The 24,684-nt window shown below is 74.8% G+C and carries 25 protein-coding genes and 1 pseudogene; 10 read left to right on the forward strand and 16 right to left on the reverse strand.

Annotated elements, in window-relative coordinates; translation table 11 throughout:
• Window positions 1–202 precede the first annotated feature (202 nt).
• The 3 genes and pseudogenes from ACWPWV_RS02355 to ACWPWV_RS02365 all read left to right on the forward strand — a co-directional run.
• Window positions 203–487, forward strand: a pseudogene (locus tag ACWPWV_RS02355) (EamA family transporter); the annotation flags it as partial.
• Window positions 486–1,004, forward strand: coding sequence for an EamA family transporter (locus ACWPWV_RS02360; protein ID WP_454041363.1), 519 nt, complete (start codon window positions 486–488; stop codon window positions 1,002–1,004). The pseudogene ACWPWV_RS02355 and the gene ACWPWV_RS02360, both read left to right, overlap by 2 nt.
• Before the next feature lie 263 nt (window positions 1,005–1,267).
• On the forward strand, window positions 1,268–2,137 hold the full coding sequence (locus tag ACWPWV_RS02365) for a 1,4-dihydroxy-2-naphthoyl-CoA synthase (RefSeq protein ID WP_454042789.1): 870 nt from the start codon (window positions 1,268–1,270) through the stop codon (window positions 2,135–2,137).
• Between the two features lie 55 nt (window positions 2,138–2,192).
• On the opposite strand, the gene ACWPWV_RS02370 is transcribed toward ACWPWV_RS02365, so the two are convergent.
• On the reverse strand, window positions 2,193–2,426 hold the full coding sequence (locus tag ACWPWV_RS02370; protein WP_454041364.1) for a hypothetical protein: 234 nt from the start codon (window positions 2,424–2,426) through the stop codon (window positions 2,193–2,195).
• A gap of 129 nt (window positions 2,427–2,555) precedes the next feature.
• Window positions 2,556–3,644, reverse strand: coding sequence for a DUF3048 domain-containing protein (locus ACWPWV_RS02375; protein WP_454041365.1), 1,089 nt, complete (start codon window positions 3,642–3,644; stop codon window positions 2,556–2,558).
• Window positions 3,645–3,780: 136 nt separating this feature from the next.
• Here ACWPWV_RS02375 and ACWPWV_RS02380 point away from each other — a divergent pair, with 136 nt between their 5' ends.
• Together ACWPWV_RS02380 and ACWPWV_RS02385 are read left to right on the forward strand one after the other, a co-directional pair.
• On the forward strand, window positions 3,781–5,049 hold the full coding sequence (locus tag ACWPWV_RS02380; RefSeq protein ID WP_454041366.1) for an AMP-binding protein: 1,269 nt from the start codon (window positions 3,781–3,783) through the stop codon (window positions 5,047–5,049).
• Between the two features lie 29 nt (window positions 5,050–5,078).
• Window positions 5,079–5,948 (forward strand): 1,4-dihydroxy-2-naphthoate polyprenyltransferase, encoded by an 870-nt coding sequence (locus tag ACWPWV_RS02385; RefSeq protein WP_454041367.1) that lies wholly within the window; start codon window positions 5,079–5,081, stop codon window positions 5,946–5,948.
• 8 nt (window positions 5,949–5,956) lie between these two features.
• Here the strand turns inward: ACWPWV_RS02385 and ACWPWV_RS02390 are convergent, their stop codons facing one another.
• Window positions 5,957–6,256 (reverse strand): DUF4229 domain-containing protein, encoded by a 300-nt coding sequence (locus tag ACWPWV_RS02390; RefSeq protein ID WP_454041368.1) that lies wholly within the window; start codon window positions 6,254–6,256, stop codon window positions 5,957–5,959.
• A gap of 31 nt (window positions 6,257–6,287) precedes the next feature.
• On the opposite strand from ACWPWV_RS02390, the gene ACWPWV_RS02395 reads away from it, so the two are divergent.
• Window positions 6,288–6,827 (forward strand): PLD nuclease N-terminal domain-containing protein, encoded by a 540-nt coding sequence (locus tag ACWPWV_RS02395; protein ID WP_454041369.1) that lies wholly within the window; start codon window positions 6,288–6,290, stop codon window positions 6,825–6,827.
• Window positions 6,828–6,852: 25 nt separating this feature from the next.
• On the opposite strand, the gene ccsB is transcribed toward ACWPWV_RS02395, so the two are convergent.
• The 6 genes from ccsB to ACWPWV_RS02425 all read right to left on the reverse strand — a co-directional run bounded on the left by ccsB (window position 6,853) and on the right by ACWPWV_RS02425 (window position 12,660).
• On the reverse strand, window positions 6,853–7,938 hold the full coding sequence (gene ccsB / locus ACWPWV_RS02400; RefSeq protein WP_454041370.1) for a c-type cytochrome biogenesis protein CcsB: 1,086 nt from the start codon (window positions 7,936–7,938) through the stop codon (window positions 6,853–6,855).
• Window positions 7,939–7,941: 3 nt separating this feature from the next.
• Window positions 7,942–9,855, reverse strand: a complete 1,914-nt coding sequence (gene resB, locus ACWPWV_RS02405; RefSeq protein WP_454041371.1) for a cytochrome c biogenesis protein ResB — start codon at window positions 9,853–9,855, stop codon at window positions 7,942–7,944.
• A complete protein-coding gene (locus tag ACWPWV_RS02410; RefSeq protein WP_454042790.1) occupies window positions 9,855–10,661 on the reverse strand; it encodes a cytochrome c biogenesis CcdA family protein in 807 nt (268 codons plus the stop codon). Before ACWPWV_RS02410 ends, resB begins: the two co-directional genes overlap by 1 nt.
• A gap of 71 nt (window positions 10,662–10,732) precedes the next feature.
• Window positions 10,733–11,344, reverse strand: coding sequence for a TlpA family protein disulfide reductase (locus ACWPWV_RS02415; protein ID WP_454041372.1), 612 nt, complete (start codon window positions 11,342–11,344; stop codon window positions 10,733–10,735).
• A 106-nt stretch (window positions 11,345–11,450) separates the two neighbouring features.
• A complete protein-coding gene (locus ACWPWV_RS02420; protein ID WP_454041373.1) occupies window positions 11,451–12,122 on the reverse strand; it encodes a histidine phosphatase family protein in 672 nt (223 codons plus the stop codon).
• Window positions 12,123–12,159: 37 nt separating this feature from the next.
• Entirely contained in the window at window positions 12,160–12,660 is a 501-nt protein-coding gene (locus tag ACWPWV_RS02425; protein ID WP_454041374.1) for a MarR family winged helix-turn-helix transcriptional regulator, read from the reverse strand.
• A gap of 191 nt (window positions 12,661–12,851) precedes the next feature.
• Between ACWPWV_RS02425 and ACWPWV_RS02430 the strand changes: the two genes are divergently transcribed.
• Complete coding sequence (locus ACWPWV_RS02430; RefSeq protein ID WP_454041375.1) at window positions 12,852–13,403, forward strand: YceI family protein; 552 nt, start codon at window positions 12,852–12,854, stop codon at window positions 13,401–13,403.
• Between the two features lie 147 nt (window positions 13,404–13,550).
• Here the strand turns inward: ACWPWV_RS02430 and ACWPWV_RS02435 are convergent, their stop codons facing one another.
• Together ACWPWV_RS02435 and ACWPWV_RS02440 are read right to left on the reverse strand one after the other, a co-directional pair.
• Complete coding sequence (locus ACWPWV_RS02435) at window positions 13,551–14,222, reverse strand: redox-sensing transcriptional repressor Rex (protein ID WP_454041376.1); 672 nt, start codon at window positions 14,220–14,222, stop codon at window positions 13,551–13,553.
• Window positions 14,223–14,285: 63 nt separating this feature from the next.
• Window positions 14,286–14,603: a glutaredoxin family protein gene (locus ACWPWV_RS02440; RefSeq protein ID WP_454041377.1), complete on the reverse strand. Its 318-nt coding sequence runs from the start codon at window positions 14,601–14,603 to the stop codon at window positions 14,286–14,288.
• Between the two features lie 48 nt (window positions 14,604–14,651).
• On the opposite strand from ACWPWV_RS02440, the gene ACWPWV_RS02445 reads away from it, so the two are divergent.
• Entirely contained in the window at window positions 14,652–15,467 is an 816-nt protein-coding gene (locus ACWPWV_RS02445) for an HAD family hydrolase (RefSeq protein WP_454041378.1), read from the forward strand.
• Between the two features lie 134 nt (window positions 15,468–15,601).
• Here the strand turns inward: ACWPWV_RS02445 and ACWPWV_RS02450 are convergent, their stop codons facing one another.
• Together ACWPWV_RS02450 and ACWPWV_RS02455 are read right to left on the reverse strand one after the other, a co-directional pair.
• Window positions 15,602–15,700: a 30S ribosomal protein bS22 gene (locus ACWPWV_RS02450; RefSeq protein ID WP_003792170.1), complete on the reverse strand. Its 99-nt coding sequence runs from the start codon at window positions 15,698–15,700 to the stop codon at window positions 15,602–15,604.
• A gap of 251 nt (window positions 15,701–15,951) precedes the next feature.
• Window positions 15,952–17,178, reverse strand: a complete 1,227-nt coding sequence (locus tag ACWPWV_RS02455) for an acetoin utilization protein AcuC (protein WP_454041379.1) — start codon at window positions 17,176–17,178, stop codon at window positions 15,952–15,954.
• Between the two features lie 96 nt (window positions 17,179–17,274).
• On the opposite strand from ACWPWV_RS02455, the gene ACWPWV_RS02460 reads away from it, so the two are divergent.
• Both ACWPWV_RS02460 and ACWPWV_RS02465 read left to right on the forward strand, forming a co-directional pair.
• Entirely contained in the window at window positions 17,275–18,651 is a 1,377-nt protein-coding gene (locus ACWPWV_RS02460) for a TrkH family potassium uptake protein (protein ID WP_454041380.1), read from the forward strand.
• 139 nt (window positions 18,652–18,790) lie between these two features.
• A complete protein-coding gene (locus ACWPWV_RS02465) occupies window positions 18,791–19,492 on the forward strand; it encodes a potassium channel family protein (protein ID WP_454042791.1) in 702 nt (233 codons plus the stop codon).
• Between the two features lie 25 nt (window positions 19,493–19,517).
• On the opposite strand, the gene ACWPWV_RS02470 is transcribed toward ACWPWV_RS02465, so the two are convergent.
• From ACWPWV_RS02470 to ACWPWV_RS02480, 3 genes are all read right to left on the reverse strand, one after another.
• Window positions 19,518–20,153 (reverse strand): hypothetical protein, encoded by a 636-nt coding sequence (locus tag ACWPWV_RS02470; RefSeq protein WP_454041381.1) that lies wholly within the window; start codon window positions 20,151–20,153, stop codon window positions 19,518–19,520.
• Window positions 20,154–20,389: 236 nt separating this feature from the next.
• Window positions 20,390–22,405: an OmpL47-type beta-barrel domain-containing protein gene (locus ACWPWV_RS02475; RefSeq protein WP_454041382.1), complete on the reverse strand. Its 2,016-nt coding sequence runs from the start codon at window positions 22,403–22,405 to the stop codon at window positions 20,390–20,392.
• On the reverse strand, window positions 22,402–24,651 hold the full coding sequence (locus ACWPWV_RS02480) for a glycoside hydrolase family 127 protein (protein ID WP_454041383.1): 2,250 nt from the start codon (window positions 24,649–24,651) through the stop codon (window positions 22,402–22,404). Before ACWPWV_RS02480 ends, ACWPWV_RS02475 begins: the two co-directional genes overlap by 4 nt.
• Window positions 24,652–24,684: the final 33 nt, after the last annotated feature.

Below are 24,684 nucleotides of genomic sequence, written 5' to 3' on the forward strand. Positions count from 1 at the left end.
CCAGACCTCCCTACCGTCGCAGAGGTGACCACGTCCGCCCGCCCGGCCCCGCCGCGGCCCCCGTCCTGCCGTCCGGCGCTGCCGACGACGGCCCGTCCGTCGCGCGTGCCTCGGGACTGTGCGCGGCGGGCATGGTGATCGTCGGCGCGTCGTTCGTCGCGTCCGCCGCCCTCGCCGACTTCCCCTGCTCGGCGGGCAGGCGGTGCGCTACGCCGTCGCCGCCGTCGTCCTCCTGGCCGTCCTGGCGTGGCGCAAGGTCCCGTGGGTCCGGCCCACCGCCCGGCAGACGGGACGGCTCGTCGCCCTCTCCGCGACCGGGCTCGTCGCCTTCAGCGTGCTCGTCGTGCGCGGCGCCGACCGGGCCGACCCGTCGCTCGTCGGAGCCGTCGTCGGCGCGACGCCCGTGGTCCTCGCCGTCGCGGCGGCGCTCCGCGAGCGTCGCGTCGACGCCCGCACCGGCCTCGCGGCCCTCGCCGTGGCGGCCGGTGTCGTGCTCGTCGAGGGCCCGGGCGCCGTCGACCTCGTCGGGCTCGCCCTCGCCGTCGGGGCGCTCGCGTGCGAGGTCTGCTTCTCGCTCCTCGCGCTGCCGCTCCTGTCGACCCTCGGCCCGCTGCGGGTCTCCGCGTGGGCGTGCGTGCTCGCCGTCCCGCAGGCTCGCGCTGGGCGGCCTGCTGCTCCCCGGACCCTTCCTCGCGGTGCCGACCGCGACGGAGACCGCCGCGCTCGCCTACCTCGCCGTCGTGGTCACGGCCGTCGCCTTCCTGCTGTGGTACTCGGGCCTGGCGCGCCTGGGCGCGGCCCGCGCGGCTCTGTTCGCCGGTCTCGTGCCGGTCGCCGCCCTCGCGGCGTCCGTCGCCCTCGGTGTCGAGAGCCCGACCTGGCACGCGGTCGCGGGCGTGCTCGCCGTCGGCGCCGGGCTCGTGCTGGGCCTCGCCCCGCGCCCTCGCGCACCGCACGAGGCGCCGGAGCCGGCACCCGGGCGAGCACCCGAGCGCGCCGGCTAGCAGGCACCGCCCCGGTGGTCGACCGGCTACCGTGGCGCTGGTGAGCAGCCCCAGCAGCCCCAGCACCCCCAGCGCCCCCAGCGGCCCCAGCAGCGACGACCGGACCACGCCCGGCGCAGGCCCCGGGACGGCGGCCGCGGGACGCACGCCCCTGCCGCGCCAGGTGTCCGAGACCTTCGACCCGCGCTCGTGGCGGGAGGTCGCGGGCTTCGAGGGGCTCACCGACATCACGTACCACCGCGGGGTCGAGCGCGCCCCGGACGCTGCCGACGGCGCACCGGGCGACGTCCTGCGCGACCTGCCCGTCGTGCGCGTCGCGTTCGACCGCCCGGAGGTCCGCAACGCGTTCCGCCCGCACACCGTCGACGAGGCTCTACCGCGTCCTCGACCACGCGCGCATGACCTCCGACGTCGGGACGGTCCTGCTCACGGGGAACGGCCCCTCCCCCAAGGACGGCGTCTGGGCGTTCTGCTCGGGCGGCGACCAGCGCATCCGCGGCCGGTCGGGCTACCAGTACACGACCGCGCCCGACGGCGGCGGCGCGGAGGTCACGGCCGACGCGGTCGACCCGGCGCGCGCGGGCAGGCTGCACATCCTCGAGGTGCAGCGCCTGATCCGGACGATGCCCAAGGTCGTCGTCGCGGTCGTCAACGGGTGGGCCGCGGGCGGCGGGCACTCGCTCCACGTCGTGGCGGACCTGTCCGTGGCGAGCCGCGAGCACGCGCGGTTCAAGCAGACCGACGCGGACGTCGGCTCGTTCGACGGCGGGTACGGGTCGGCCTACCTCGCACGGCAGGTCGGGCAGAAGCGGGCCCGCGAGATCTTCTTCCTCGCCCGCGAGTACTCGGCCCAGGACGCGTTCGAGTGGGGTGCGGTGAACGAGGTCGCCGACCACGCGGACCTCGAGGGGCTCGCGCTCGAGTACGCGCGGACGATCGCGACGAAGTCGCCCCAGGCGATCCGCATGCTGAAGTTCGCCTTCAACCTCGCGGACGACGGTCTCATGGGCCAGCAGGTCTTCGCGGGCGAGGCCACGCGCCTCGCGTACATGACGGACGAGGCCGTCGAGGGCCGCGACGCGTTCCTCGAGCGCCGGGACCCGGACTGGGGCCGGTTCGGCTACGCGTTCTGACGACGCGGGACGCACGCCCGCCTGGTTCGGGCCCCGACCGGCGGCCGGAGCGCGGTCACTGGCCGACCATGCCCGTGAGCATCTCGATGATGCCGCGGCCGACGAACGCGGCGGCGACGGCGAGGCCGAACAGGAGTCCGACGGAGACGACGACGGGCACGGCCGAGCGGGCGGGGCCGGGCTCGTCGCGCTGCGGACGCGGCGCGTACGACGGCGGGAGCGGGGACGGGCCCGCACCGGGGGTGCGGGCGGACGACGGGTGGGCGGGGTTCGGGACGACGGTTGCCATGCCTCCACGGTGCCGCGGGGCGGCCTCCCGGCGCGTCGGCCCGGCGGAGGCTCCTGGTCCGCACCCGCTCCTCCCGCGGGGGGAGCGCACGTCCGCCCGCGGGAGGAGAGCTCCGTGGGCGGAAGGCGGTCAGCCGATCGTCCAGCCCCCGCTGTCCGTCGGCACGAGCTCGATCCACGTCGTGCCCGGCTCGAGCCGGACGGGCGTGCCGTCGGCACCGGTGAGGACGAGCGGCGCGTCGACGGCTCCCTTCGACCAGGTCGCCGGGACGTGCTTGCCGCCGCTCGCGACGACGGCCTCCCCCGAGCCGACGAGCCGGGTCTCCGGGACCGGCGCACCCGCAGGGTCCGTGAACGGCGTGTTCACCATGGTCGCGGAGACCAGCACGACGTTCGTCGCGCTGAGGCGTGCGCCGTCGGCCGCCACGGCGGGCTCGTCGCCCTCGCTCCGCACGAACGCGCCCTGGTCCCCGGCCCAGTCCCACACCGCGCGGCTCGCGAACGTCAGGGCGACGTCCAGGCGCGCGGCCGGGGCGCCCGAGACGGTCGCCGTGCCACGTCCCGGCTCGCGCGCGTGGACGAGCTGCGCGGGCGGCGGCGACGTCCGGTCGGAGTCCGCCTGCTCCCAGAGGTCGGCGAGCCGGCCGTAGACGTTGTGGGGTGCCCTGCGGGTCCGCGTCGTCTCGAAGCCGTCGTCGCCCTCGTCCATGACGACGGACTGCACGCCCGCCGCGCCCACGGCGTCGACGAACGGCTCCTGCCCGCCGGTGTAGGCGAGGACGCCGTGCAGCGGCGAGACGATGGCGGGGTCCATCGGCCGCACCGAGCGCACCGGTCCGACGAGCTCGGGCGCCTGCGAGTGGTAGACCGCGACGAAGCGCGTGATCCCGCCCTCGACGACCTCCTCCCAGACCACGTCGGCGGACTCGAGACCGGTCTGCGGGCGCGCCTGGGGCGCGTTCTCGATCTTCACGGCCAGGGCCGGGCGGACCGCGACCTCCTCGACCGGGACGCCCGTGAGCGGCCAGACGACGGGGACCACGGGGTCGGGCGGGCCGCCCTTCGCGACGGACGTGTCCGCGTCGACGGTCGCGGTGACGGGCGCGGTGGGCTCGGCGCCGCCGCACGCCGCGAGCGTCAGGGCCGCGGCCAGCGCGAGCGCGCCGCCCGGGGCGCGGCTCCGGCGACCGCCCCGTGGCGCTCGCGGTCCGCGTCGCACCTGTGGTCCTCCGGCGAGCATCCGCACCGTCGCCCCTCTCGTCGCCCGCCGGACCCCGTCGTCCGTCGCCGTCCTGACGCTCGCGCGCGTCCTGGCTCGTTCCGGGTCACCCTATGCCGCCACCTACGCTGATCGGGTGACCCGCGCCGTCGTCCCCGCAGACCTGGCCGAGCTCGTCCGGGCCGTGGGAGCGGCTCTCGACGGCGGCGGCCCGCCCGTCGCCCCCGTGCCGGTGCTCGCGGACGCGGACCCTGGCGACGCCGCTCTCGTGCTCCGCACCTCGGGGTCGACCGGCACCGCACGCGAGGTCGTCCTGTCGGCGCGCGCGCTGCGCTCCTCGGGCGACGCCACGCACGCGCGGCTCGGCGGCCCCGGCCACTGGCTGCTCGCCCTTCCCCCCACGCACGTCGCCGGGGTCCAGGTCGTCGCCCGCGCGCACGCAGGGCTCGGGCTGACCGCGTCGGCCCCCGGCGCGCCGTTCACGGCCGACGGGTTCGCCGACCTCGTCCGTCGCGCGCCGCGCGACGGACGGCGCTACGTCTCCCTGGTCCCCACGCAGCTCCACCGCCTCGTCGTGGCGGCGGAGTCCGGGGCCGACGGCGGCGCGCGAGGGCTCGACGCCCTGTGCTCGCTCGACGCCGTCCTCCTCGGCGGCGCCGCGACGCCCGCCGCGCTGCTCCGCCGGGCCCGCGAGGCCGGCGCGCACGTCGTGACGACCTACGGCATGACCGAGACGTGCGGCGGCTGCGTGTACGACGGCGTCCCGCTCGGGGGCGTGCGCGTCCGTCTCGCCCCCGGGACGGGCGTCGTGGAGATCGCCGGTCCGGTCCTCGCGGACGGCTACCTCGGGGACGACGCCGCGAGCGCGGCGGCCTTCCGCACCGACCAGGAGGGGACGCGGTGGTTCCGCACGAGCGACCTCGGCCGGATCGACCACGGCCGTGGCACGGACGTCCTCGACGCCCCGACGACGCGCCGGGCGGACGAGGCCGCGGGGCGGCTCACCGTCCTCGGCCGGGCCGACGACGTCGTGGTCACGGGTGGCGTCAACGTGGCCCCGGCGGCCGTGGAGGACGTCATCGCGGACGTCGAGGGCGTCGGCGAGGCGTGCGTCGTCGGGGTTCCCGACCCCGAGTGGGGGCAGGCCGTGGTCGCCGTCGTCACGCTGCGCGGCAGCTCGGTGCCGGACCTCCCGTCGGGCCGCCCGCCCGTCCCTCCGTCCGGCGTCCCGACCGACCTCCCGGCGGACCTGTCCGGCGCGATCCGGCGTCGCGTCGCGGATAGGCTGGGACGGGCCGCTGCACCGCGCCGCGTCCTCGTCGTGACGGACCTGCCTCGGCGAGGTCCGGGCAAGGTGGACCGGGCCGCGGTGGCGCGGCTCGCCGTCGGGCACGACGGCACCTGAGCACGAGCCGCACGACCGATCGGAGCACCATGGCCAGTCCCGCCGAGTGGGTCGCGGGCGCACGCCTGCGCACCCTCCCCGCCGCCGCGACCCCCGTGATCGTCGGCTCGGGCGCCGCGGCGCAGGTCGACGGGTTCGCCTTCTGGCCGGCGCTGCTCGCGCTGGGTGTCGCGCTCGCGCTCCAGGTCGGCGTGAACTACGCGAACGACTACTCGGACGGGATCCGCGGGACGGACGTCGAGCGGGTCGGGCCGATGCGACTCACGGCCACGGGCGCTGCGCGCCCGAGCGAGGTGCGCGCGGCGGCGTTCGCCGCGTTCGGCCTCGCAGCCGTGCTCGGCCTCCTGCTCTGCACGGTCTCGGGGCACTGGTGGCTGATCGCCGTCGGCGCGCTCGCCATCCTCGCCGGCTGGTACTACACCGGCGGCCGCAACCCCTACGGGTACCGCGGGCTCGGCGAGGTCGGTGTCTTCGTCTTCTTCGGCCTCGTCGCCACGCTCGGCACGACGTACACGCAGGCGGACGTCGTGACCTGGCCGGCCGTGGTCGGCGCGGTCGCCGTTGGCCTGCTCGCGTGCGCGCTGCTCATGGTCAACAACCTGCGGGACATCCCCACGGACGTCGTCGCCGGCAAGCGCACGCTCGCCGTCCGGCTCGGCGACTGGCGCGCACGGCGTGTCTTCGTGCTGATGATCTGGGTCCCGCTGCTGCTCGCGGTCGTGTGCGCGTTCGCCTCGGCATGGACGCTGCTGACGCTCGCGCTGCTCCTGCCGGCGGTCCTGCTCACGCTGCCCGTGGTCGCCGGGGCGCGCGGACCGCTGCTCGTGCCGGTCCTCGCGGGCACGGGGCTGTACGAGCTCGCCTACGGGATCCTGCTGGGGGTCGGGCTCGCGCTCTGACGGACCCCTCAGCGGCCCGGGTGCGTCCCGGGCCCGTCGGCGGAGTCGACCGCGGCGTCCTCGACGGCGGCGTCGTCCTCGATCTCGCGCGAGAAGCGCTCGCCCGTGCGCGCGCGACGCTCGGCCCGCGCGGCGAGGTAGCGCGACGCGGCCTCGCGCGGCCGGTTCAGGGTCAGGTAGGACAGCATGAGCGCGACGACCGCGGCGACGAGGACGAGCAGCCAGCCGCGCATCCCGGCGAACCAGAGCGCGCCGAGAGCGACCGCGAAGAGCAGCAGGCGCAGGACGGAGTAGACGAGGACGGGCACTCCTCCAGGGTACGGCCCGTAGGCTGGAGGCATGCTTCGCGTGCTGCTGCCCCTCATCGCCGTCGGTCTCGCGGTCTACGCGCTCGTCGACCTCGCCTCGAGCGACGACGAGGACCGCGGCGGGATCCCCAAGGGCCTGTGGGTGGTGCTCATCGTGCTGCTCCCGTTCGTCGGGCCGGTCGCCTGGATCCTCGTCAAGCGGTCGCAGCGCTCCGTCCCCCGCTACGGCGCGAGCGGTCGTCCGGCAGCCGGGCCGTCCGCTGCCGGACGGCGACGGCGCGCCGCGCCCCTCGCGCCCGACGACGACCCCGAGTTCCTCTGGCGGCTCGAGCAGCAGCAGCGCCGCCAGGGCAAGGACGAGCCCGGCGCGACGGACGGCCCGGGCGCGACGGGCACCAGCGACGCACCGACGGCCGACGACGCCCCCTCCGTCACCGACGAGCCCGCCCCGGACGACCTGGGCCCCACCCGAGCGGCCGGCGACGACCGCGACGCCACGGACGGCCGGCACGACGGCGGGAGCGACCAGCCCGGCACCGAGCCCGACCGCGACGAGCCCAGCAGCCGCTGAGAGCGGGCGGCGGGCGTCCGGGCCGTCAGTCGCCCGGGTTGAGGCCCGAGTACGAGTGCTTGCCGCTGAACAGCAGGTTCACCCCGGTGAAGTTGAACAGCACGCACGCGTACCCGACCACCACGAAGTACGCGGCGCGACGGCCGGACCACCCGCGCGTCGTGCGCGCGTGCAGGTAGGCCGCGTAGACGACCCAGACGACGAAGCTCCAGACCTCCTTGGGGTCCCAGCCCCAGTAGCGGCCCCAGGCGTGCTCGGCCCAGATCGCGCCGCCGATGATCGTGAACGTCCACAGCACGAAGGCCACGGCGTTGAGGCGGAAGCTCAGGCCCTCGAGCTGCGTGGGCGTCGGCGTCGTGTCGAGCCAGCGCCAGCCGCGCCGGCCGAGGACCGCGCTGCCGCCCTCGCGCGCGTCGCGCAGGAGCTGCAGGACCGACGTCACGAACGCGACGGTGAAGATGCCCGTCGCGATGATCGCGACACCCACGTGGATGACGAGCCAGTAGGACTGGAGCGCGGGCTGCACGCCCGTGGCGGCGACGAAGAACGCGTTCTGCGCGAGGACGAGGAAGAGCACCGCGAGACCCGTGACGAACGAGCCGAGGAACCGCACGTCCCGCTTGAGCGAGACCACGAGGAACACGGCCAGCGCCACGAAGCTGCCCACGAGCGTGAACTCGTACATGTTGGCCCACGGCGTGCGACCGGCCGCGATGCCGCGCGTGACGATCGCCGCCAGCAGGATCGCCGTGCCGAGCCACGTCACCGAGACGCCGATGTTCGCGGCCCGGCGCGAGACCGGTGCCGGGCCGTCGGCCGGGCCGGCGTCCACCGGCTCGGCGGGACCGGCGACGTCGTCGCCCGGCCCGTACGGCGAGCCGGTCGCCGTCGCGCCGGTCGCCGTCGCGCCGGTCGCCGCGAGGGCCGCGGCGCGCTCCGGCGCCGTCGAGGCGTCGCGCTGCCGCACCTGCTCGGCCGCCCGCTCGTCGGCGCGCTCGTCGTCGCGGCGGCCCGCGAGGCGCGCGAGGTCGATCGCGAACGCCACGAGCGCGACGGTCAGCGCGGTCGCCGCCGCCCACACGAGGTCCTGGCTCAGCTCGGCCACGGTCATCGGTCAGCCTTTCGTGCGCGGCCCTGTGCGGCGCGCGGTCGTCCCGGTCCCCCGGGCGTCGGAGGACGAGGTCCCGCGCGGGCGCGCCGGACCGGAGGTGAGGTCGCCCTCGTCCGATGGTGCCACGCCCGGGAGCGCGGCGAGAAGCGAGTCGACCTCGCCCTGCAGCCCGGCGTCGTCGCCGCGCGCGAGCCCGGCGACCCGGACGACGGTCCGCTCACGGCGCGCGTCGGACGGCACCGGCTCACGCCACGCGCGCACCCACACGCGGCGTCGCGGCGTGAACAGCGAGACGGCGAGACCGCCCAGCGCACCGAGCGCGAACACGAGCACCCACGTGAGCGACGGGTCGTGGCGCAGGTCGAGCGCGACGTAGCGGGGCAAGGACTCGAACGTGATCGTGCCGAGGCCGTCGGGCAGCTCGACCGTCTCGCCCGGCGCGACGAGCACCTTGGCCCGCTCGCCGTCCGCGTCGACCGACGGCTCGAGGTCCTCGGTGTCGAGGCGGTACACGTTCTGCGGCAGGCCCTCGTCGAGGCCCAGGTCGCCGCGGTACACCTCGAGCACGAGCAGGGGGTTGATCGGCTGCGGGTAGACCGAGCTCGCCGTCGTGCCGTCGGCGCTGAGCTCCGCCGTCGGCAGGAACGACCCGACGAGCCCGATCTGGTCGAGCCCGGGCGAGACGTCCGGGACCTTGATGACGCCTCGCGACGTGTACATCGTGTCCTCGGGGAGGAACGGCACGCGCCCGGCGAACGCGACCTCGCCGTCGGCGTCCCGCACGGTGACCTCGGGCGCGTAGCCGTTGCCCTGGAGGTAGATCTTGGCCCCGCCCGCGGTGAGCGGGTGGTTGACCTTGATGGTCTCGTCGTGGGTGCCGCCGTCCGGGTCGCGCACGGTGACGAACGCGGTGAAGTCGCGCGACTGGGCGAACGCGACGGCGTCCGCGGCGAACTCGGCCTCGAACCGGTCGAGCGTCATGGAGAACGGGACGAGCGACGACGGCCGGAACCACGCGCCGTTCTCGAAGGTGTCGTAGTCGACCACGGCGTTCGCGAACCCGCGGTCCTCCGTGACGATCGCCTGCCCGCGGTAGTGCAGGAGCTGCCCCAGCGCCACGGCGACGAGCAGCCCGAGGAGGGACAGGTGGAAGACCAGGTTGCCCGTCTCGCGCACGTAGCCGCGCTCGGCCGCCACGGTCCGTGCGGCCGGACGCGCCGCCCGCTTCCCGACCGCCGGTGCCCCCTCCTCCGTGCCCGTCTCGACGCGGAACGTCGGCAGCCACCGGACGCGGCCCCGCAGGTGCGCCTGCGCGGCCGCCACGACCTCGTCGGGCGTCGCGTCGGTGGTGGCGGCGCCCTGCGCGGGGAACCGGTCGAAGCGGCGCGGCGTGCGCGGCGGGCGGCTGCGCAGCGCCTGCAGGTGCGCCTTGGTGCGCGGCAGGATGCAGCCCACGAGCGACACGAACAGCAGGATGTAGATCGCGGAGAACCAGACCGACGCGTAGACGTCGAAGAACCCGAGGCGGTCGAGCCACTCGCCCGTCGTCGGGTTGTCCTGGAGGTAGCGCAGCACCGCCGCGGGGTCCTGCGGGCGCTGGGGCAGCACCGACCCCGGCACGGCGGCGACGGCGAGCAGCATGAGGAGCATGAGCGCGACGCGCATGCTCGTGAGCTGGCGCCACGTCCAGCGCACCGTCCCCGCGAGCCCGAGCCTCGGGACGTTCGGCCCCGTCGGCCCCGCGCCGTCGCCCGCCGCGGCGCCGCCGCCCGGCCCCGCTCCGTCCGACCCGGCCGCGCCGCGGTCGTCCCCCGACGGCGGCGGGACCGCCTCCGGGCCGCCCTCGGCGAACGCGTCGTCGATCCCCTCCGGTCGGTACCGCGGCGTGGTCCTCGGCTCGGTCTTCTCGTCGCTCATCACACCACCGTCACGAATCCGCCGATCCAGCCCTGCAGCGCCGTCGTCACCGTGCCCCACAGGCCCGTGACGAGCGCGACGCCGATGAGCACGAGCAGCGCGCCGCCGACGCGCATGACCGCGAGGCGGTGCCGGCGCAGGAAGCCCAGCATCCGCTGCGAGCTCTGCAGGCCGAGCGCGATGAGGAGGAACGGCAGCCCGAGCCCGACGCAGTACGCGACCCCGAGGACCGCGCCGCGTCCGGCGGACGCCTCGCTGAGCGACAGCGCCTGGACGGCGACGAGCGTCGGGCCCAGGCACGGGGTCCAGCCCAGGCCGAAGACGACGCCCAGGAGCGGCGCTCCCCACAGCCCCGCCTGCGGGCTCAGGTGCAGGCGACGCTCGCGCTGCAGGAAGGGCACCGCGCCCAGGAAGGCGAGGCCCATGAGGATCACGACGACGCCGAGCACGCGCGTGATCACGTCCTCCCAGCGCACGAGGTGCGCGCCGACCGCTCCGGCCGCGAGCATGAGCGTGACGAACACGAGCGTGAACCCCGCGACGAACAGGCCGACGCCCGCGAGCACCCGGCCGCGGCTGGGGGCGGCGACGACGACCTGCGGGCCGGCCGTCGTCGTCCCTCCGCCGGCGCGGGCGTCCCGTGCCGGTCGGCCGTCGGCCGCGTTCCCCGGCCTGGCCACCGTCCCCGCGTTCGCCGCGGCCATGCCGCTGACGTACCCGACGTAGCCGGGGACGAGCGGCAGCACGCACGGCGAGGCGAACGAGACGAGGCCGGCGAGGATCGCGACGGGCACCGCGAGGAGCATCGACCCGCTGAAGACCGTCGTGGCGAACGTGTCGCCGACGTCGGTCGCGAGCGCGGGGAGGTAGGACACGGTCAGCCGTCCGCCGCCGGCTCGGCGAGCACGTCGTCGACGAGAGCGCCGAGCGTCGTGCCCTCGACGAGGCCGATGACGCGCGCGGCGACCCGTCCCTCGCGGTCGAGCACGACGGTCGACGGCACGGCCTGGAGCGGCACCGTGCCCGAGAGCGCGGCGACGACCTCGCCGCTGCGGTCGTCGATCGAGGGATAGGGCACCTCGAACGTGCGCTGGAACGCCTGGGCGGCCCCCGCCTCGTCCGTGGTGTTGATCCCGACGACACGGACGCCGTCGGCCTCGCGCTCGTTCGCGAGCTCCACGAGGTCCGGGGCCTCGGCACGGCACGGCGCGCACGCCGCGTACCAGGTGTTGAGGACCACGACGTCGCCCCGCCACGTGCTCGTGTCGACGGCCTCGCCCTCGTAGTCGGTGCCGGTGAGCGTGACGGCCTCGCCGCGGTCGCCCGCGTCCCACGTGCGGACGGAGCCGTCGCCGGAGACGTAGCCCTGCCCGACCACGTCGGTCGTCGCGCCGGACTCCTGGGCGCACGCCGACAGGGTCGTCACGGCGACGAGGGCGAGCCCGGTCGCCGCGAGCGCACGCGCGCGGGTTCGGGGACGGGCGGTCACGACGGCATCACGGGGGGAACTGTCCCGCTCGAACCTGAGCGGGCGCTGAGAGCCGACCCGGCAAACCGGTCAGAACGGGCACCCGTCACGCGCGACATGACGGACGTCACGCTCCGGCGACCTGGGAGGCCCCCGGGAGGAGGTCCGCGACGGGCTCGGAGTAGTGGATCCCCACGAGGCGGTCGTCCTCGAACCGGAGCGACGTGAGGGACGCCAGCGCGCACTCGCGCTTGCGCGGGTCGTGCCACAGCCGCCGGTTCTCGAAGCTGAGCCGCGTGAGCCAGACGGGCAGCTGGTGGCTGACGAGCAGCGCCTCGTGCCCCGACGCCTTGTCCCGCGCGTCCGCGACGGCGGCGCGCATGCGCGCGACCTGCTCGACGTACGGCTCGCCCCACGACGGACGCAGCGGGTTCCACAGGTACCGCCAGTGCTGCGGGTGGCGCAGCGAGCCGTCCCCGACGCCGAACGTCATGCCCTCGAAGTGGTTGGCGGCCTCGATGAGCCGCTCGTCGGTCCCGAGCTCGACGCCGAACGCCTCCGCGGCGGGCGTCGCCGTCTCCTGGGCCCGCTGGAGCGGGGACGCGACGACCACGGTGAGGTCCGCCCGGGGCCGGGACGCGCCGTCGGGCCCGGGCTCGCCCGCGAGGTGCGCGGCGACGCGTCGTGCCATCTCGTGGCCGCGCTCGGACAGGTGGTAGCCGGTGATGCGGCCGTACAGGACGCCGTCGGGGTTGTGGACCTCGCCGTGGCGCAGCAGGTGGACGGTGGTGGAGACCATGGGTCCAGTATCGGCGATGGTCGGTGGCGCCCGCGTGTCAGACGTCGCGCTCCGCCTTGCACGCGTCGGCGACGGCGACCATCGCCTCCCCGAGGGCCCGGAACTGCTCGGGAGTCAGGACGTCCACCATGTACCGCCGGACGGCGGCGACGTGCGTCGGCGCCGCCGCCACGAGCGCGTCGTAGCCCTCCGGGGTCATCACGCAGTTCACGCCCCGCCGGTCGCCGACGCTCGCCGACCGGCGCACGAGCCCACGCGCCTCCATCCGCGCGACGGTGTGCGTCACGCGGCTGCGCGAGCGTGCGAGACCCTCCGCGAGCGCGGACATGCGCAGGGTGTGGTCCGGGCTCTCGGAGAGACGGACGAGGAGCTCGTACTCGTTGAGGGACACCGACGAGCGCTCCTCGTGGTCACGGCTCAGCGCCTCGATGAAGCGCACCGTGCCGTCGAGATAGGCGCGCCACTGCCGCTGCTGCTCGGCGTCGAGCCAGCGGGGTTCGAGCGCCGCGGCCGGGCGGGTGGCGGGCTGGCTGGTCATGCGGTCCTCGGGCTGTGCATCCGGTCCTCGGGTGGTCTGTCGGGGCGTCGTGACGATTCTTCCATCACCGGGAATAGACGGAGCACGGGGTCGCGTTGATACCGGCGACTGTGATTGAATCTTCAACCATTGGACTTCCTCCCGGGACCCACCGCGAGGCACCGCACGTCACCGATCTGAAGGAGCCACCCATGGCCACGCCGCTGCCCTCCGGCCTCACCGCCGGTACCTACGCCATCGACGCCTCGCACTCGCAGGCCGCCTTCACCGTCCGCCACGCCGGCATCTCGAAGGTCCGCGGGACGCTCGCGATCACCGGCGGGACGATCGCCGTGGGCGACGACCTCGACTCCTCGACGGTCTCCGCCGAGCTCGACGCCGCGTCGGTGAGCACCGGCGACGCGAACCGCGACAACCACCTGCGCAGCGCCGACTTCTGGGACGCGGAGAGCAAGCCGACGTGGACCTTCGCGTCGCGCAGCATCCGGGGCGACGGCGACGACTACGTCATCGCCGGTGACCTCACCATCAACGGCGTGACCAAGCCGGTCGAGCTCGAGGCCGAGTTCGCGGGCACCGCGACCGACCCCTTCGGCAACGCGCGCGCCGGGTTCGAGGCGAAGACGGAGATCTCCCGCAAGGAGTTCGACCTCACCTGGAACGCCGCGCTCGAGACCGGCGGCGTGCTCGTCGGCGACAAGATCAAGATCACGCTCGACGTCTCGGCCATCAAGCAGGCCTGACCCGACCGACCACCGCCATCGGCCAGCCCCCGCCCGGCCGGTGAGCGGTTCGGCCGCCCCCCCGGGGCGGCCCGAGAGAGGCCGCGTGCTCCCCCGCACGCGGCCTCTCGTCGTCTCCCCGGACCTTCGCACCGTCCGGCGCAGGCCTCAGCGGTCCGCGGCCGCGAGGGCGCGCGCCTGCGAGTGGAACGCGAGGATCTGCAGCTCGCTGCCGACGTCCACCCCGCGCACGTCGACGTCCGCGGGGACCTGCAGCGCGCGCGGCGCGAAGTTGAGGATCTCCTTGACGCCCGCGGCGACGACGCGGTCCGTCACCGCCTGCGCGTGCGCGGCCGGCGTCGCGAGGACGACGATCGTCACGTTCTCGCGGGCCACGACGTCCTCGAGCGCGTCCACGTGCTCCACGACGATCCCCGCGGCGCGCGTCCCCACCACCTCGGGCGACGCGTCCAGCAGGGCCGCGACGTGGAACCCCCGCTGCTCGTAGCCCGAGTAGTTCGCGAGCGCGTGCCCGAGGTTCCCGATCCCGACGATGGCGATCCGGTGCTCGTCGACGAGCCCCAGCGCCTCGGTGATGTACTGCGCCAACGAGTCGACGTCGTAGCCGACGCCCCGCGTCCCGAACGACCCGAGGAACGACAGGTCCTTGCGCAGCTGTGCCGGGCCCACGCCCGACAGCTCCGCGAGCTCGACCGACGACGTCGTCGTCACCCCGCGCGCGACGAGGTCGCGCAGCGCTCGCAGGTAGGAGGGGAGCCGCGCCACCGTGGCGCTCGGGATCCCCGGGACCGTCACCTCACCGACAAACTGCTCAGCCACCTGCCACCACCGTCGTCCCGGGACCGTCCTCGTCGACGGTCGCTCGTGCGTACCCGGTGCCGATCATCCCAGGTCCGGGCGCGCGCCCGAAATCCGTCCCACGGCGCGCGCCAGGCGACGCGCGTCGACGCGCCAGAACCCCTGCTGCACACCGGCGACCGTGACGACCGGCACGTACTCGCCGTACTGCTCGCGCACCGCCGGGTCCGTCGCCGGGTCGTCGAGGTCCACCTCGGCCCACGCCACGCCCGCGTCGTCGCACACCTCGCGGACGACGACCCGTGCGTCGTCGCACAGGTGGCACCCGGCGCGGCCGTACAGCACGACGGGGACGGGTGGTCCGGACGGGTCCGGCCGACCGGACGGCTGGGCGGCGCTCACCGTCCCAGGGTAGAGGCACGCCTCACGGGCGCCGATAGAGTGGGCGGCATGCCGACGTCCCCCGGGCAGCCGCCCGCCCGCCGCACGGCGGCGTTCTTCGACGTCGACAACACGATCATCCGCGGCGCGTCCTCGTTCCACCTCGCGCAGGCCCTGTACCGCCGGGAGTTCTTCTCCACGACCGACCTCGTCCGGTTCGCCGCGCACCAGGCGCGCTACCTCGCGCTCGGCGAGAGCCGCAAGCAGATCGACCGCATCCGCTCGCGTGCGCTCGACCTCATCGCCGGCCGGTCCGTCGCCGAGATCACCGCGATCGGCGAGGAGGTGTACGACACCGTCCTGTCGCTCCGCATCTACCCCGGGACGCGCCGCCTCCTCGACGAGCACCTCGCCGCGGGCCACGACGTGTGGCTCGTGTCCGCGACCCCGGTCGAGATCGGCGAGCTCATCGCCCGCCGCCTCGGCACCACCGGCGCCCTCGGGACCGTCGCCGAGCACGAGGACGGCTTCTACACGGGCCGGCTCGTCGGCGACCTCATGCACGGGCGCGCGAAGGCCGCGGCCGTCGCCGCCCTCGCCGAGCGCGAGGGCATCGACCTCGAGGCCTCCTACGCCTACGGCGACTCGCTCAACGACGTCGCCATGATGAACGAGGTCGGGCACCCGTGCCCCATCAACCCCGACGCGCGGCTGCGCCGGCACGCGCAGGACGTCGGCTGGCCCATCCGGGAGTTCCGGGGGCGTCGGCGGCGCGTCGCCCGCAGCGGTGTCCGGACCGCGAGCTGGGCCGGTGCCGTGTGGGCGGGGGCGCTCGTGCTGCGGTCCGTGCGCCGGGCCGTCGACCGGCGCATCGCGCGGCTCTGACCGCCGGTCACGCTCGCACGTCACGACCGCAGAGCGTCCCGGCGCGTGCGGTGCCGTGCCGGACGCAGCGAGCCCGGCCGCCCCTGTCGGGGCGCCGGGCTCGGCGGTCGGTGCGCGTCAGGACGCGCGCGACGTCACTTCTTGTTACGGCGCTGGTGACGCGTCTTGCGAAGCAGCTTGCGGTGCTTCTTCTTGGCCATACGCTTGCGGCGCTTCTTGATGACGGAGCCCATACGGTCCTCGCAATGCTTGTCGGTGCTGTTCGGCAGCTGATCGGCTGGTCGGCGGCCGGCGACGGTACGTTCCGAACCGGTCGAGCGACTGCCGTGGGGTCCACGGTTGATCAGGTTTCGTGGACCACGAGCCGACCAACACGAGAGAAATCCGCCCCTTAGCCTACCTGCTCGCGCCGGTGGCCTCGAACGCGCGCGGTTCGCGGTCCGGTCGGGCGCCGGTGGGCCGGTCGCCGTGACCGCTGGGCACGTCAGTCGAAGTGCGGGTCGAGCCCGAGGTGCGGGAAGACGGCCCGACGGGTCGCGAGGACGGCGCGGTCGACGGCGTCGTCGGGGTCGAACCCGGCGCTCCACCGGCGCCACGTGACGTCGGGCCCGAAGGACGGCGGCGCGTCGTGGCCCGCGACGTCGGCGACGAGCTCGCGCCACGGCGCGGGCAGCTCGCGGTCGGCCGCGACGGGCGCGTGGACCACCTCGCCCACGACGGCCGACCACACGAGCGGCACGACGCGCGCGACGGCGTAGCCGCCGCCCCCGAGCGCGAGCCAGCGACCGCCGCTCAGCTCGTGCGCGAGGTCGTGCATCCCGGCCGCCGCCGCGCGCTGCGCGGCCACGGACACGTCGAGGTCGGACAGCGGGTCGTCCCCGTGGGCGTCGCACCCGTGCTGCGTGACGAGCACGTCCGGGCGGAACGCCCGCAGCACCGGCGGCACGACGGCGTCGACGGCACGCAGCCACCGCGCGCCGTCGGTGCGGCGCGGGAGCGCGACGTTGACCGCCGTGCCCTCGGCGCCCGGCCCGCCCACGTCCGTCGCGTGCCCGGTGCCGGGGAAGAGGGTCGCGCCGCTCTGGTGCACGGACACGGTGAGGACGCGCGGGTCGTCCCAGAAGACCTCCTCGACGCCGTCCCCGTGGTGGGCGTCGAGGTCGACGTACGCGACGCGCCCGACGCCCTCGTCGAGCAGGCGTCGGATCGCGACGGCGGCGTCGTTGTACACGCAGAACCCGGACGCGGCACCGGGCTTCGCGTGGTGCATGCCCCCGGCCACGTTCACCGCGTGCACGGCCGTGCCCGACGCGAGGGCGCCCGCCGCCGCCCACGAGCCCCCGACGATGCGCGCCGCCGCCTCGTGCATGCCCGCGAAGACGGGGTCGTCCTCCGTCCCGAGCCCGCGGTGCGGGTCGGTGGTGCCCCGGTCCGACGCCGCGCGGACCGCGGCGACGTACGCGGCGTCGTGCACGAGGGCGAGCACGGCGTCGTCCGCGGGCTCCGGGCCGACGACGTCGACGTGCTCGCCGTCGAGGAGCCCGAGGTCGCGCACGAGGCGCATCGTCAGGTCGAGCCGGGTCGGCGCCATGGGGTGTCCGGGGCCGAAGTCGTACCGGAGCAGCTCGGGGCCCCAGACGACCTGTGCGCGGCAGGTCCCGTCGTCGGCCACCTCGGTGGCACGTGAGGGCGTCGGGTCGCTGCTGGGCATGGCTCACGGTATCGCCCGGTGGGGCGACATGACGCGCCCCGGGCCGCGTGGCAGAGTTGCGCTCGTGGTGCGACCGAAGCCTGTGTGGGGGGACCGATGCCGTCAGGGCTGACCGGTCGCCTCTTCAAGGGGCGCGAGATCGTCGACCGCCTCGCCCGCCAGTCCCCCGCCCGGCTCGCCGTGACGGTCTTCGCGGCGGTCATCGCGCTGTTCACGGCGCTCCTGCTCGCGCCGTGGGCGACGGCGTCGGGCCGCTCCGCGCCGTTCGTCGACGCCCTCTTCACCGCGACGTCCGCCGTGTGCGTCACCGGCCTCGTGGTCGTGCCGACGGGGACGTACTGGTCCTTCTACGGGCAGGTCGTCATCCTCGTCGGGATCAAGGTCGGCGGCCTCGGCGTCATGACGCTCGCGTCGATCCTCGGCATGGCCGTCTCGCGCCGCATCGGCCTGACGCAGAAGCTCCTCACCGCGTCGGAGACGAAGACGACGCGGCTCGGCGAGGTCGGCTCGCTCGTGCGGGTCGTCATCATCACCTCGACGTCGCTCGAGCTGCTCATCGCGCTCCTGCTCCTGCCCCGGTTCATCGTGCTCGAGGAGACGTTCGCGGAGGCGGCGTGGCACGGGATCTTCTACGGCATCTCGGCGTTCAACAACGCGGGGTTCGTCCCGACCGAGCAGGGCCTCATGCCCTACGTCGGGGACTGGATGCTGTGCCTGCCGATCATCCTGGGCGTCTTCATCGGCTCGCTCGGCTTCCCCGTGATCCTCAACGTCATGCGCAACCGCCGCCGCGCCGTGAAGTGGAGCCTGCACACCAAGCTCACGCTGACCATGAGCGCCGCCCTGGTGGTGGTCGGCACCGCGCTGTTCGCGGCGCTCGAGTGGGGCAACGAGGGGACGCTCGGCCCGCTGTCCTTCGGGGAGAAGCTGCTCGCGTCCCTCTTCGCCGGCGTCATGCCCCGGTCGGGCGGGTTCTCGACCGTCGACACGGCGGAGATGCACGAGGCGAGCTGGCTCATCACCGACGCCCTGATGTTCGTCGGCGGCGGGTCCGCGTCGACCGCGGGCGGCATCAAGGTCACGACGCTCGCCGTCATGCTCATCGCCATCGTCTCGGAGGCGCGGGGCGACCGCGACATGGAGGCGTTCGGGCGCCGCATCCCGCGCGAGACGCTGCGCCTCGCGGTGGCCGTGTCCTTCGTCGGCGCGACGGCGGTCCTCCTCTCGAGCCTGCTCCTGCTGGAGATCACGGGCGAGACGCTCGACGTCATCCTCTTCGAGACGATCTCCGCGTTCGCGACCGTCGGCCTCACCACCGGGATCACGCCGACCCTGCCCGACACCGGGAAGTACGTGCTCGTCGCCCTGATGTTCATCGGGCGCACCGGGACGATCACCTTCGCCGCCGCGCTCGCGCTCCGTGACCGACGCCGCATCGTGCGCTACCCCGAGGAGCGCCCGATCATCGGGTGACCCGCCGACGGCGACCGCGACCCTTCGACGCTCCGACCCTCCGCACCGCGAACCTCAGGAAGGCCCCACCGTGACCGACCCCCTCTTCCCGGCGAACGCCGACGACCGGCTCCCGGTCGACCCCGTCGCCCGGCGCATCGTGGAGCGCGGTCGCTCCGAGCGGGCGCGGCGCGACGAGGCGAGAGCACCGCGCAAGGACGCCGGCGTGCTCGTCGTCGGCCTCGGCCGGTTCGGCACCTCGATCGCGGTGACGCTCGACAGGCTCGGCCAGGACGTGCTCGCCGTCGAGCGCGACCCCGACCTCGTGGCGCAGTGGAGCGGTCAGATCCCGCTCGTCGAGGCCGACGCGTCGAACCCCGTCGCGCTCGACCAGCTCGGGGCGCGCGACTTCCCGGTGGCGGTCGTGGGCGTCGGGACGTCGCTCGAGGCGAGCGTCCTCATCACCGGCAACCTCGTCGACATGGGGACGCCGCAGATCTGGGCGAAGGCGATCTCGGCCGAGCACGGGCGCATCCTGCAGCGCATCGGGGCGCACCACGTGGTCTTCCCCGAGGCGGACGCCGGTGCACGCGTCGCGCACCTCGTCTCGGGCAAGCTGCTCGACTACATCGAGGTCGAGGACGGCTTCACCATCGTCAAGATGCGTCCGCCGAAGGAGGTGCAGGGGTTCACGCTGGAGCAGTCCAAGGTGCGCGAGCGCTACGGCGTCACCGTGATCGGCGTGAAGTCACCGGGCGAGGAGTTCCTCTACGCCACGCCCCAGACGCGCATCAGCGCCAACGACCTGCTCATCGTGTCCGGCCACGCGGAGCTCCTCGAGAGGTTCGCCGCACGCCCCTGACGCCGCGGGCGTCCCGCTCGCCGGCTCAGCCTCCGGCGCGTGCCGCCCGACGGCGCAGCACGGCGCCCGCGCCGAGCGCGGCACCGGCGACGAGCACGACGCCGGCGAGGCCCGCTCCGGTGGCCGCGAGGCCGCCGGGACGCGGTGACGCGGACGGACCGCCGCCGACGGCTCCGTCACCCGGGTCCGCGGGAGCACCCGGTTCGACCGGATCACCCGGGACGACGGTCGGCGCGACGACCTCGAACGGGTCGGAGCTCACGTCGACGCCGAGCGGCGCCGCGGTGGCACGGATCCGGTGCGTGCCCGGCGCGGTGTCCGCGGGCAGCGTGGCCGTGAGCTCGAAGCGCCCGTCCGAGCCGGTGGTGACGGTGCCGAGCAGCAGGGGGTCGCTGAGCAGCCAGACGTCGAGGGCTGCGCGCGGCGGGAGCCCGCTGCCCCGCACCACGATCGGCTCGCCCGCGACGAACGGCCCGTCGCCCACCACGACGACGCGCGGGCTCGCGGGCACCTCGCGCTCGGTGATCTCGACGGTGACGCGGACCCCGTCGCCGGTCGGGCCGGGAGGGGCGGGGGTCGACGCCGCGGCGCCGGTCGCGCCCGAGGCCGCCAGGGCGGCGCCGAGGAGCACGGCGGTGATCCGCCGTCGGGTCGTCGTCACGCGGTCTACCTCTTCGTCGGGCCCAGGAGGGCTGGTCGGCCCCCCCGAGCCCGCTGGACGATCGTCCAGCAGGGCCATCCTGCCAGGCGCCGACGCGAAACTGAACACCTGTCCAGGTCGTTCACCCGACGAGAGCCCCGGCACGACGAGACCCGGCCCGCACCCCGAGGGGGCACGGGCCGGGCAGGGACCCGGGCGGCGCCGGCACGCCGCCCGGGGGTCTGTGACGGACCGGGTCAGCCGCAGTCGAGCGCGTCGAACGCCGCCGTCGAGGTCGAGGTCACCTCCTCGCCGTCGACCGTCGCGCTGCCCGTCACCGTGACGGTGCCGGCGGGGGCCGACGCGGCACGCACCGCGAACGACTGGTAGGCCGCGCGCCCGGCCGCTACGTCGGCGAACGCCTTCGTCCCGTACGGCGTGGCCAGGGTCACGTCGACCGGCACGTCCTCGCCGTTGGTGGCCCGCACGGCCACGTAGGCCTTCCCGGCGAGGCAGCGCGGCGACGCCTCGACCACGAGGTCGAGCGACGGCTCCGCGCCGAGCGCCGGCAGGACCACCTGCCCGCGCGCCTCCTCGTTGCCCGCCGCGTCCGTCGCCGCGAACTCGACGACCTGCTCCTCGTCGGTGAGCGCGCGCGTGAACGGCTCCGAGTAGGTGCCCCAGAACGTGCCGGGGCCCTCCCACTGGATCTTGTCCACGCCCGAGCCCGCGTCGGTCGCCGCGAGCGTGATCTCGACGCTCGTGCCGAGGTCGCGCACCGTCGCCGTGGTGACGGGCGCGACGGTGTCGACGCGCAGCGTGCGCGACCCCTCGCCCACGTTGCCCGCGGCGTCCGTCGCCCGGGCCGTGACGTCGTGGTCACCGTCGTCGAGCGTGAACGGGCCGTCGTAGGCGACCCACCCGCCGCCGTCGACGGCGACCTCCACGGCGGGGGCCGGGTCACGGTTGTCGGTCGCGACGACCGTGACCGCCGGGGCGTCCACGTACCAGCCCGACGTGGCGGGGCCGGGCTGCGCGGAGACGACGACCGTGGGCGGCGTGGTGTCCTCGCCCGTGTCGGGCGCGAGGACGAACACCGTGGCCTCGGCCGCGAGGTCGGTCCCCTCCACGTCGCCGGCCACGAAGAACAGGCCGTCGGGCTCGGCGTAGTCCGCCGGGTCGACCGCCTCCCACGTCACGGGCACGCGGCTGTCCTTGGACGCGTCGTCGTACTCGGCGGTCACGGTCGCCGGCAGCGCCGGCGCCGTGCCCGCGAGCGTCACGACGCTCACGTAGTCGACCGCCGCGATCTCGCCCGGGTCGCCGTCGCGCACGTGCACGGTGCCGCTCACGGGCTCGACGAGCTCGGGCGACGTGCCGGTCACGTCGAACGCACCGGGCGCGGCCAGTTCGTCGGCCGTGACGTCCTCCCAGTCGACGTCGACGGTCTCGACCCGCCCGTCGGTGAAGATCGCGTCGATCTCCGCCGGGAGGTCCGGGAGCACGCCGACGTCGGTCGGGACGTGGACGGGCGAGTGGTCGATCGGACCGTTGGGGTCGACGGGGTCCGGCTCCTCCACGCCGCCCGTCCCCCACAGCTCCCACTCCGAGACCCCGACGGCGGAGTAGCTCGTCGCGGTCGTGCCCCGCAGCGCCTGGAACGTCGCCCGGACGCGCGTCGTCGTCACCGCGTCGAACGTCGTCTCGTTGGTCTCCAGGCGCGCCGTCGGGAAGCCGCTGGGGTTCGGGAGGTCGACGAACGCCCCGGTGCCCTCGTCCCAGTACTGGATGGTCCACGACGCCGGGACGCGCACGTTGTCGCCGTTGGGCTCGGTGCCGTCGGACCAGAACCGCAGGACCGAGCGGTCCACGGTGACCGGCGCGGGCCACGAGTACTCGAGCCACTGCGTCGCGGGCCGGTCCCCGCTCCACGTCGCCCACGTCGCGTCGTGCGCGCCGCCCTGGCTCACGCCCGCGCCGTCGTTGACGGCCTCGACCTTGTTCCACGACGCCGTGTAGCTCGCCTCGGGCGTCCCGAGGAGCGCGACGTTCGACGGCTCGGCCTCCGCCGCGGCGACGAGGCCGTCGGCGCTCTCCCCGGTCGCCGCCCACGCGCCGACGCCTGCGCCGGTGACCGCGAGGGCCAGCGCCGCGACGGTGGCGACCACGCGGCGTCGGACCCGCGCAGGGTGGCCGCTCCCGTCCTGACCGTCCAGCGGGACGAGCACGGTGCCGCCGCTCCCCTGCGACGTGATGCTTCCTCGCGCGCTCATGCCAGCCTCGCCTTCCCCGCCGTGACCAGGACCCTCTGCCCGTCGCGGCGGCTCAGGAGGCCGTCCGCGGTGAACTGCTCGACCGTGCGCTGCACCTTCGCGAGGAAGGCCGCGCGGTCCGCGAATCCCCCGTCGCCCCACACGACGTCGAGGAACGACGTCCCGTTCTGGCGGCGGGCGTTCGTCACGCCGCTGTCCAGACCGGCGAAGACGACGCGCGGCTCCGACCGCTCGACGTACATGTGGTACTGGGTGTCGTCGCCCGACCACGCGGGCTCGAACGTGATGCTCCCGAGCCGGAAGTACCCGTCACCGAGGTCCGTGAACGCGCCCTCGAGCGTCCCGTCCAGACCCATGTGGGCGTAGAGCGACAGCTGGAGGTACTCGCGGGACGCGCTGCGTGCGAGGAGCACGGTCGGCCCGTTCTCGATGCTCTGGATCGCGGGGTTGTCGATCGTCGGCACCGCGCGGATGCTCAGCGGCATGTCGATCTCGACGACGTCGCCGGGCGCCCACGAGCGCGAGACGCTCACGTACGTCCCGGGCACGGCGTCGAGGTCCTGCACGGCGCCGTTGACCCGCACCGTGAAGCCCTTGCGCACCCAGCCGGGCACGCGCAGGCGCAGGTCGAGCTGTCCTGACCCGTTCACCGTGAGGCGGCTCGACCCGACCTTCGGGTACTGCGTCTCCTGGACGACCTCGAACCCCTTCTCGACCCACGCGAGCGTCGAGGCGAGGTAGAGGTTGACGTACAGCGCGCTGCCGTCGACCGTGCGGAAGTAGATCGAGTCCCGGTACTTCACGTGGTTCTCGAGCCCGGTCCCGCCGCAGCACGTGCCGGTGTTGCCGTACTCGCGCCGCGTGCCGGGGTTGACGCCGTACATGTACGTGACGTCGGGGTTGGTGTCCGACTGCGTGTTCTTCTTCGAGCCGACGATCTGGTTGAGCAGGCCGCGCTCGTAGTACTCCATGTACTTCGGGTCGAGCGTGTGGAAGAACAGCAGGCGGCTGAGCTTGAGCATGTTGTACGTGCCGCACGTCTCGGCGTTGCGCGCGCCGATGTCGCCCGCGACCGTGTTCGGCGGGCCGAAGAGCTCACCCTCGCCGTGGCCGCCGTGCGCGTAGGTGCGCCCGGGCACGACCATGCCCCAGAACCCCTCGACCGCCGCGCGGTACCGCTCCTCGCCCGTGAGGTCGTGGACCTTGAGGTAGCCGGGGAACTGGGGGATGTGCTGGTTCGCGTGCTTGCCGTTGAGCGTGTCCGTGCCCGCGGCGCTCGCGTCGACGAGCGTGTTGAGGTCGAACAGCCGGGCCGTGGCGACGTACGTGTCGTCGCCGGTGACGGCCGCGAGGTCCGCGAGGACCTCGTTCATGCCGCCGTACTCCCCCGCGATGTAGATGCCCCACATGCGGTCGAGCTGCGCCTGCGGCAGCACGGAGAGCCGGCTGTGCACCCAGTCCGCCATCGAGGTGGCGATCTCGAGCGCCTGGTCGGAGCCCGCGAGGCGGTAGGCCTCCAGGAGCCCCGCCATGATCTTGTGGCACGTGTAGTACGGCGCCCAGATCTCGCCGTACGGCGCGTACTTCTCGAGCTGGCTGAACTGCCACTCGCCGTAGGCGGCGAGGAAGCCCGGGTGGCTGAACCGCCCCATGGCCGCGAGCGCCGTCTGCACCTCGCCGAGGCCGGCGACGATCTGGTCCACCTTGTCCTGGAACACGGTCTCCCCCGTGCTCGCGAACGCGAGCGACACCATGGACAGGAAGTGCCCGCCGTAGTGGCCGCGCAGGAGGTTGGCGGTCTGGGTGTTCGCGCGGCCCGGGTAGTCGTCGGGTCCCCACGCCTGCTCGTTGGCGTGGCCGAAGCCCTCCCAGCCGCCGGGCGCGCTCGCGCCCTTCGTGTCGAGCCCCGCGTTGCGCCGGAAGACCGCGAGGACGCGGTCGACCGGGTACACGCGGGCGAGGTGCAGCATCTGGTCCTGGGACCGGGTCGCGACGCTCGGCGCGAGCGTCACGTCGGACATCGAGAACGGCTCGGCGGCCCAGCCGTCGAGGGTGATCGACCGGTCGAGGGACCGCAGGAAGCCGCGGCTCACGGGTGGCCTCGTCGGGACGAACGCGGCCGGGACGGCCGGTGGTGCGGCCGCGGCGCCCCCGGCGAGGGCGACCGCACCGGCGGTCGCGCCGGCGGCCAGCGCGCCGAGCCGCAGGACGGACCGGCGCGAATAGGTCGAGTCGTGCACAGGCATGTCTGCTTCGCTCCTTCTCACTCGTCGTCGAGT

The organism is Cellulosimicrobium sp. Marseille-Q8652, assembly GCF_965112045.1.

Bases quoted from the DNA above. Each gene is read 5' to 3' on its own strand.
- ACWPWV_RS02370 (WP_454041364.1), bottom strand. From the start codon at position 2,426: ATGGCAACCGTCGTCCCGAACCCCGCCCACCCGTCGTCCGCCCGCACC.
- ACWPWV_RS02385 (WP_454041367.1), top strand. From the start codon at position 5,079: ATGGCCAGTCCCGCCGAGTGGGTCGCGGGCGCACGCCTGCGCACCCTC.
- ACWPWV_RS02395 (WP_454041369.1), top strand. From the start codon at position 6,288: ATGCTTCGCGTGCTGCTGCCCCTCATCGCCGTCGGTCTCGCGGTCTAC.
- ccsB (WP_454041370.1), bottom strand. From the start codon at position 7,938: ATGACCGTGGCCGAGCTGAGCCAGGACCTCGTGTGGGCGGCGGCGACC.
- resB (WP_454041371.1), bottom strand. From the start codon at position 9,855: ATGAGCGACGAGAAGACCGAGCCGAGGACCACGCCGCGGTACCGACCG.
- ACWPWV_RS02410 (WP_454042790.1), bottom strand. From the start codon at position 10,661: ATGCTCCTCGCGGTGCCCGTCGCGATCCTCGCCGGCCTCGTCTCGTTC.
- ACWPWV_RS02420 (WP_454041373.1), bottom strand. From the start codon at position 12,122: ATGGTCTCCACCACCGTCCACCTGCTGCGCCACGGCGAGGTCCACAAC.
- ACWPWV_RS02425 (WP_454041374.1), bottom strand. From the start codon at position 12,660: ATGACCAGCCAGCCCGCCACCCGCCCGGCCGCGGCGCTCGAACCCCGC.
- ACWPWV_RS02430 (WP_454041375.1), top strand. From the start codon at position 12,852: ATGGCCACGCCGCTGCCCTCCGGCCTCACCGCCGGTACCTACGCCATC.
- ACWPWV_RS02445 (WP_454041378.1), top strand. From the start codon at position 14,652: ATGCCGACGTCCCCCGGGCAGCCGCCCGCCCGCCGCACGGCGGCGTTC.
- ACWPWV_RS02450 (WP_003792170.1), bottom strand. From the start codon at position 15,700: ATGGGCTCCGTCATCAAGAAGCGCCGCAAGCGTATGGCCAAGAAGAAG.
- ACWPWV_RS02455 (WP_454041379.1), bottom strand. From the start codon at position 17,178: ATGCCCAGCAGCGACCCGACGCCCTCACGTGCCACCGAGGTGGCCGAC.
- ACWPWV_RS02460 (WP_454041380.1), top strand. From the start codon at position 17,275: ATGCCGTCAGGGCTGACCGGTCGCCTCTTCAAGGGGCGCGAGATCGTC.
- ACWPWV_RS02475 (WP_454041382.1), bottom strand. From the start codon at position 22,405: ATGAGCGCGCGAGGAAGCATCACGTCGCAGGGGAGCGGCGGCACCGTG.
- ACWPWV_RS02480 (WP_454041383.1), bottom strand. From the start codon at position 24,651: ATGCCTGTGCACGACTCGACCTATTCGCGCCGGTCCGTCCTGCGGCTC.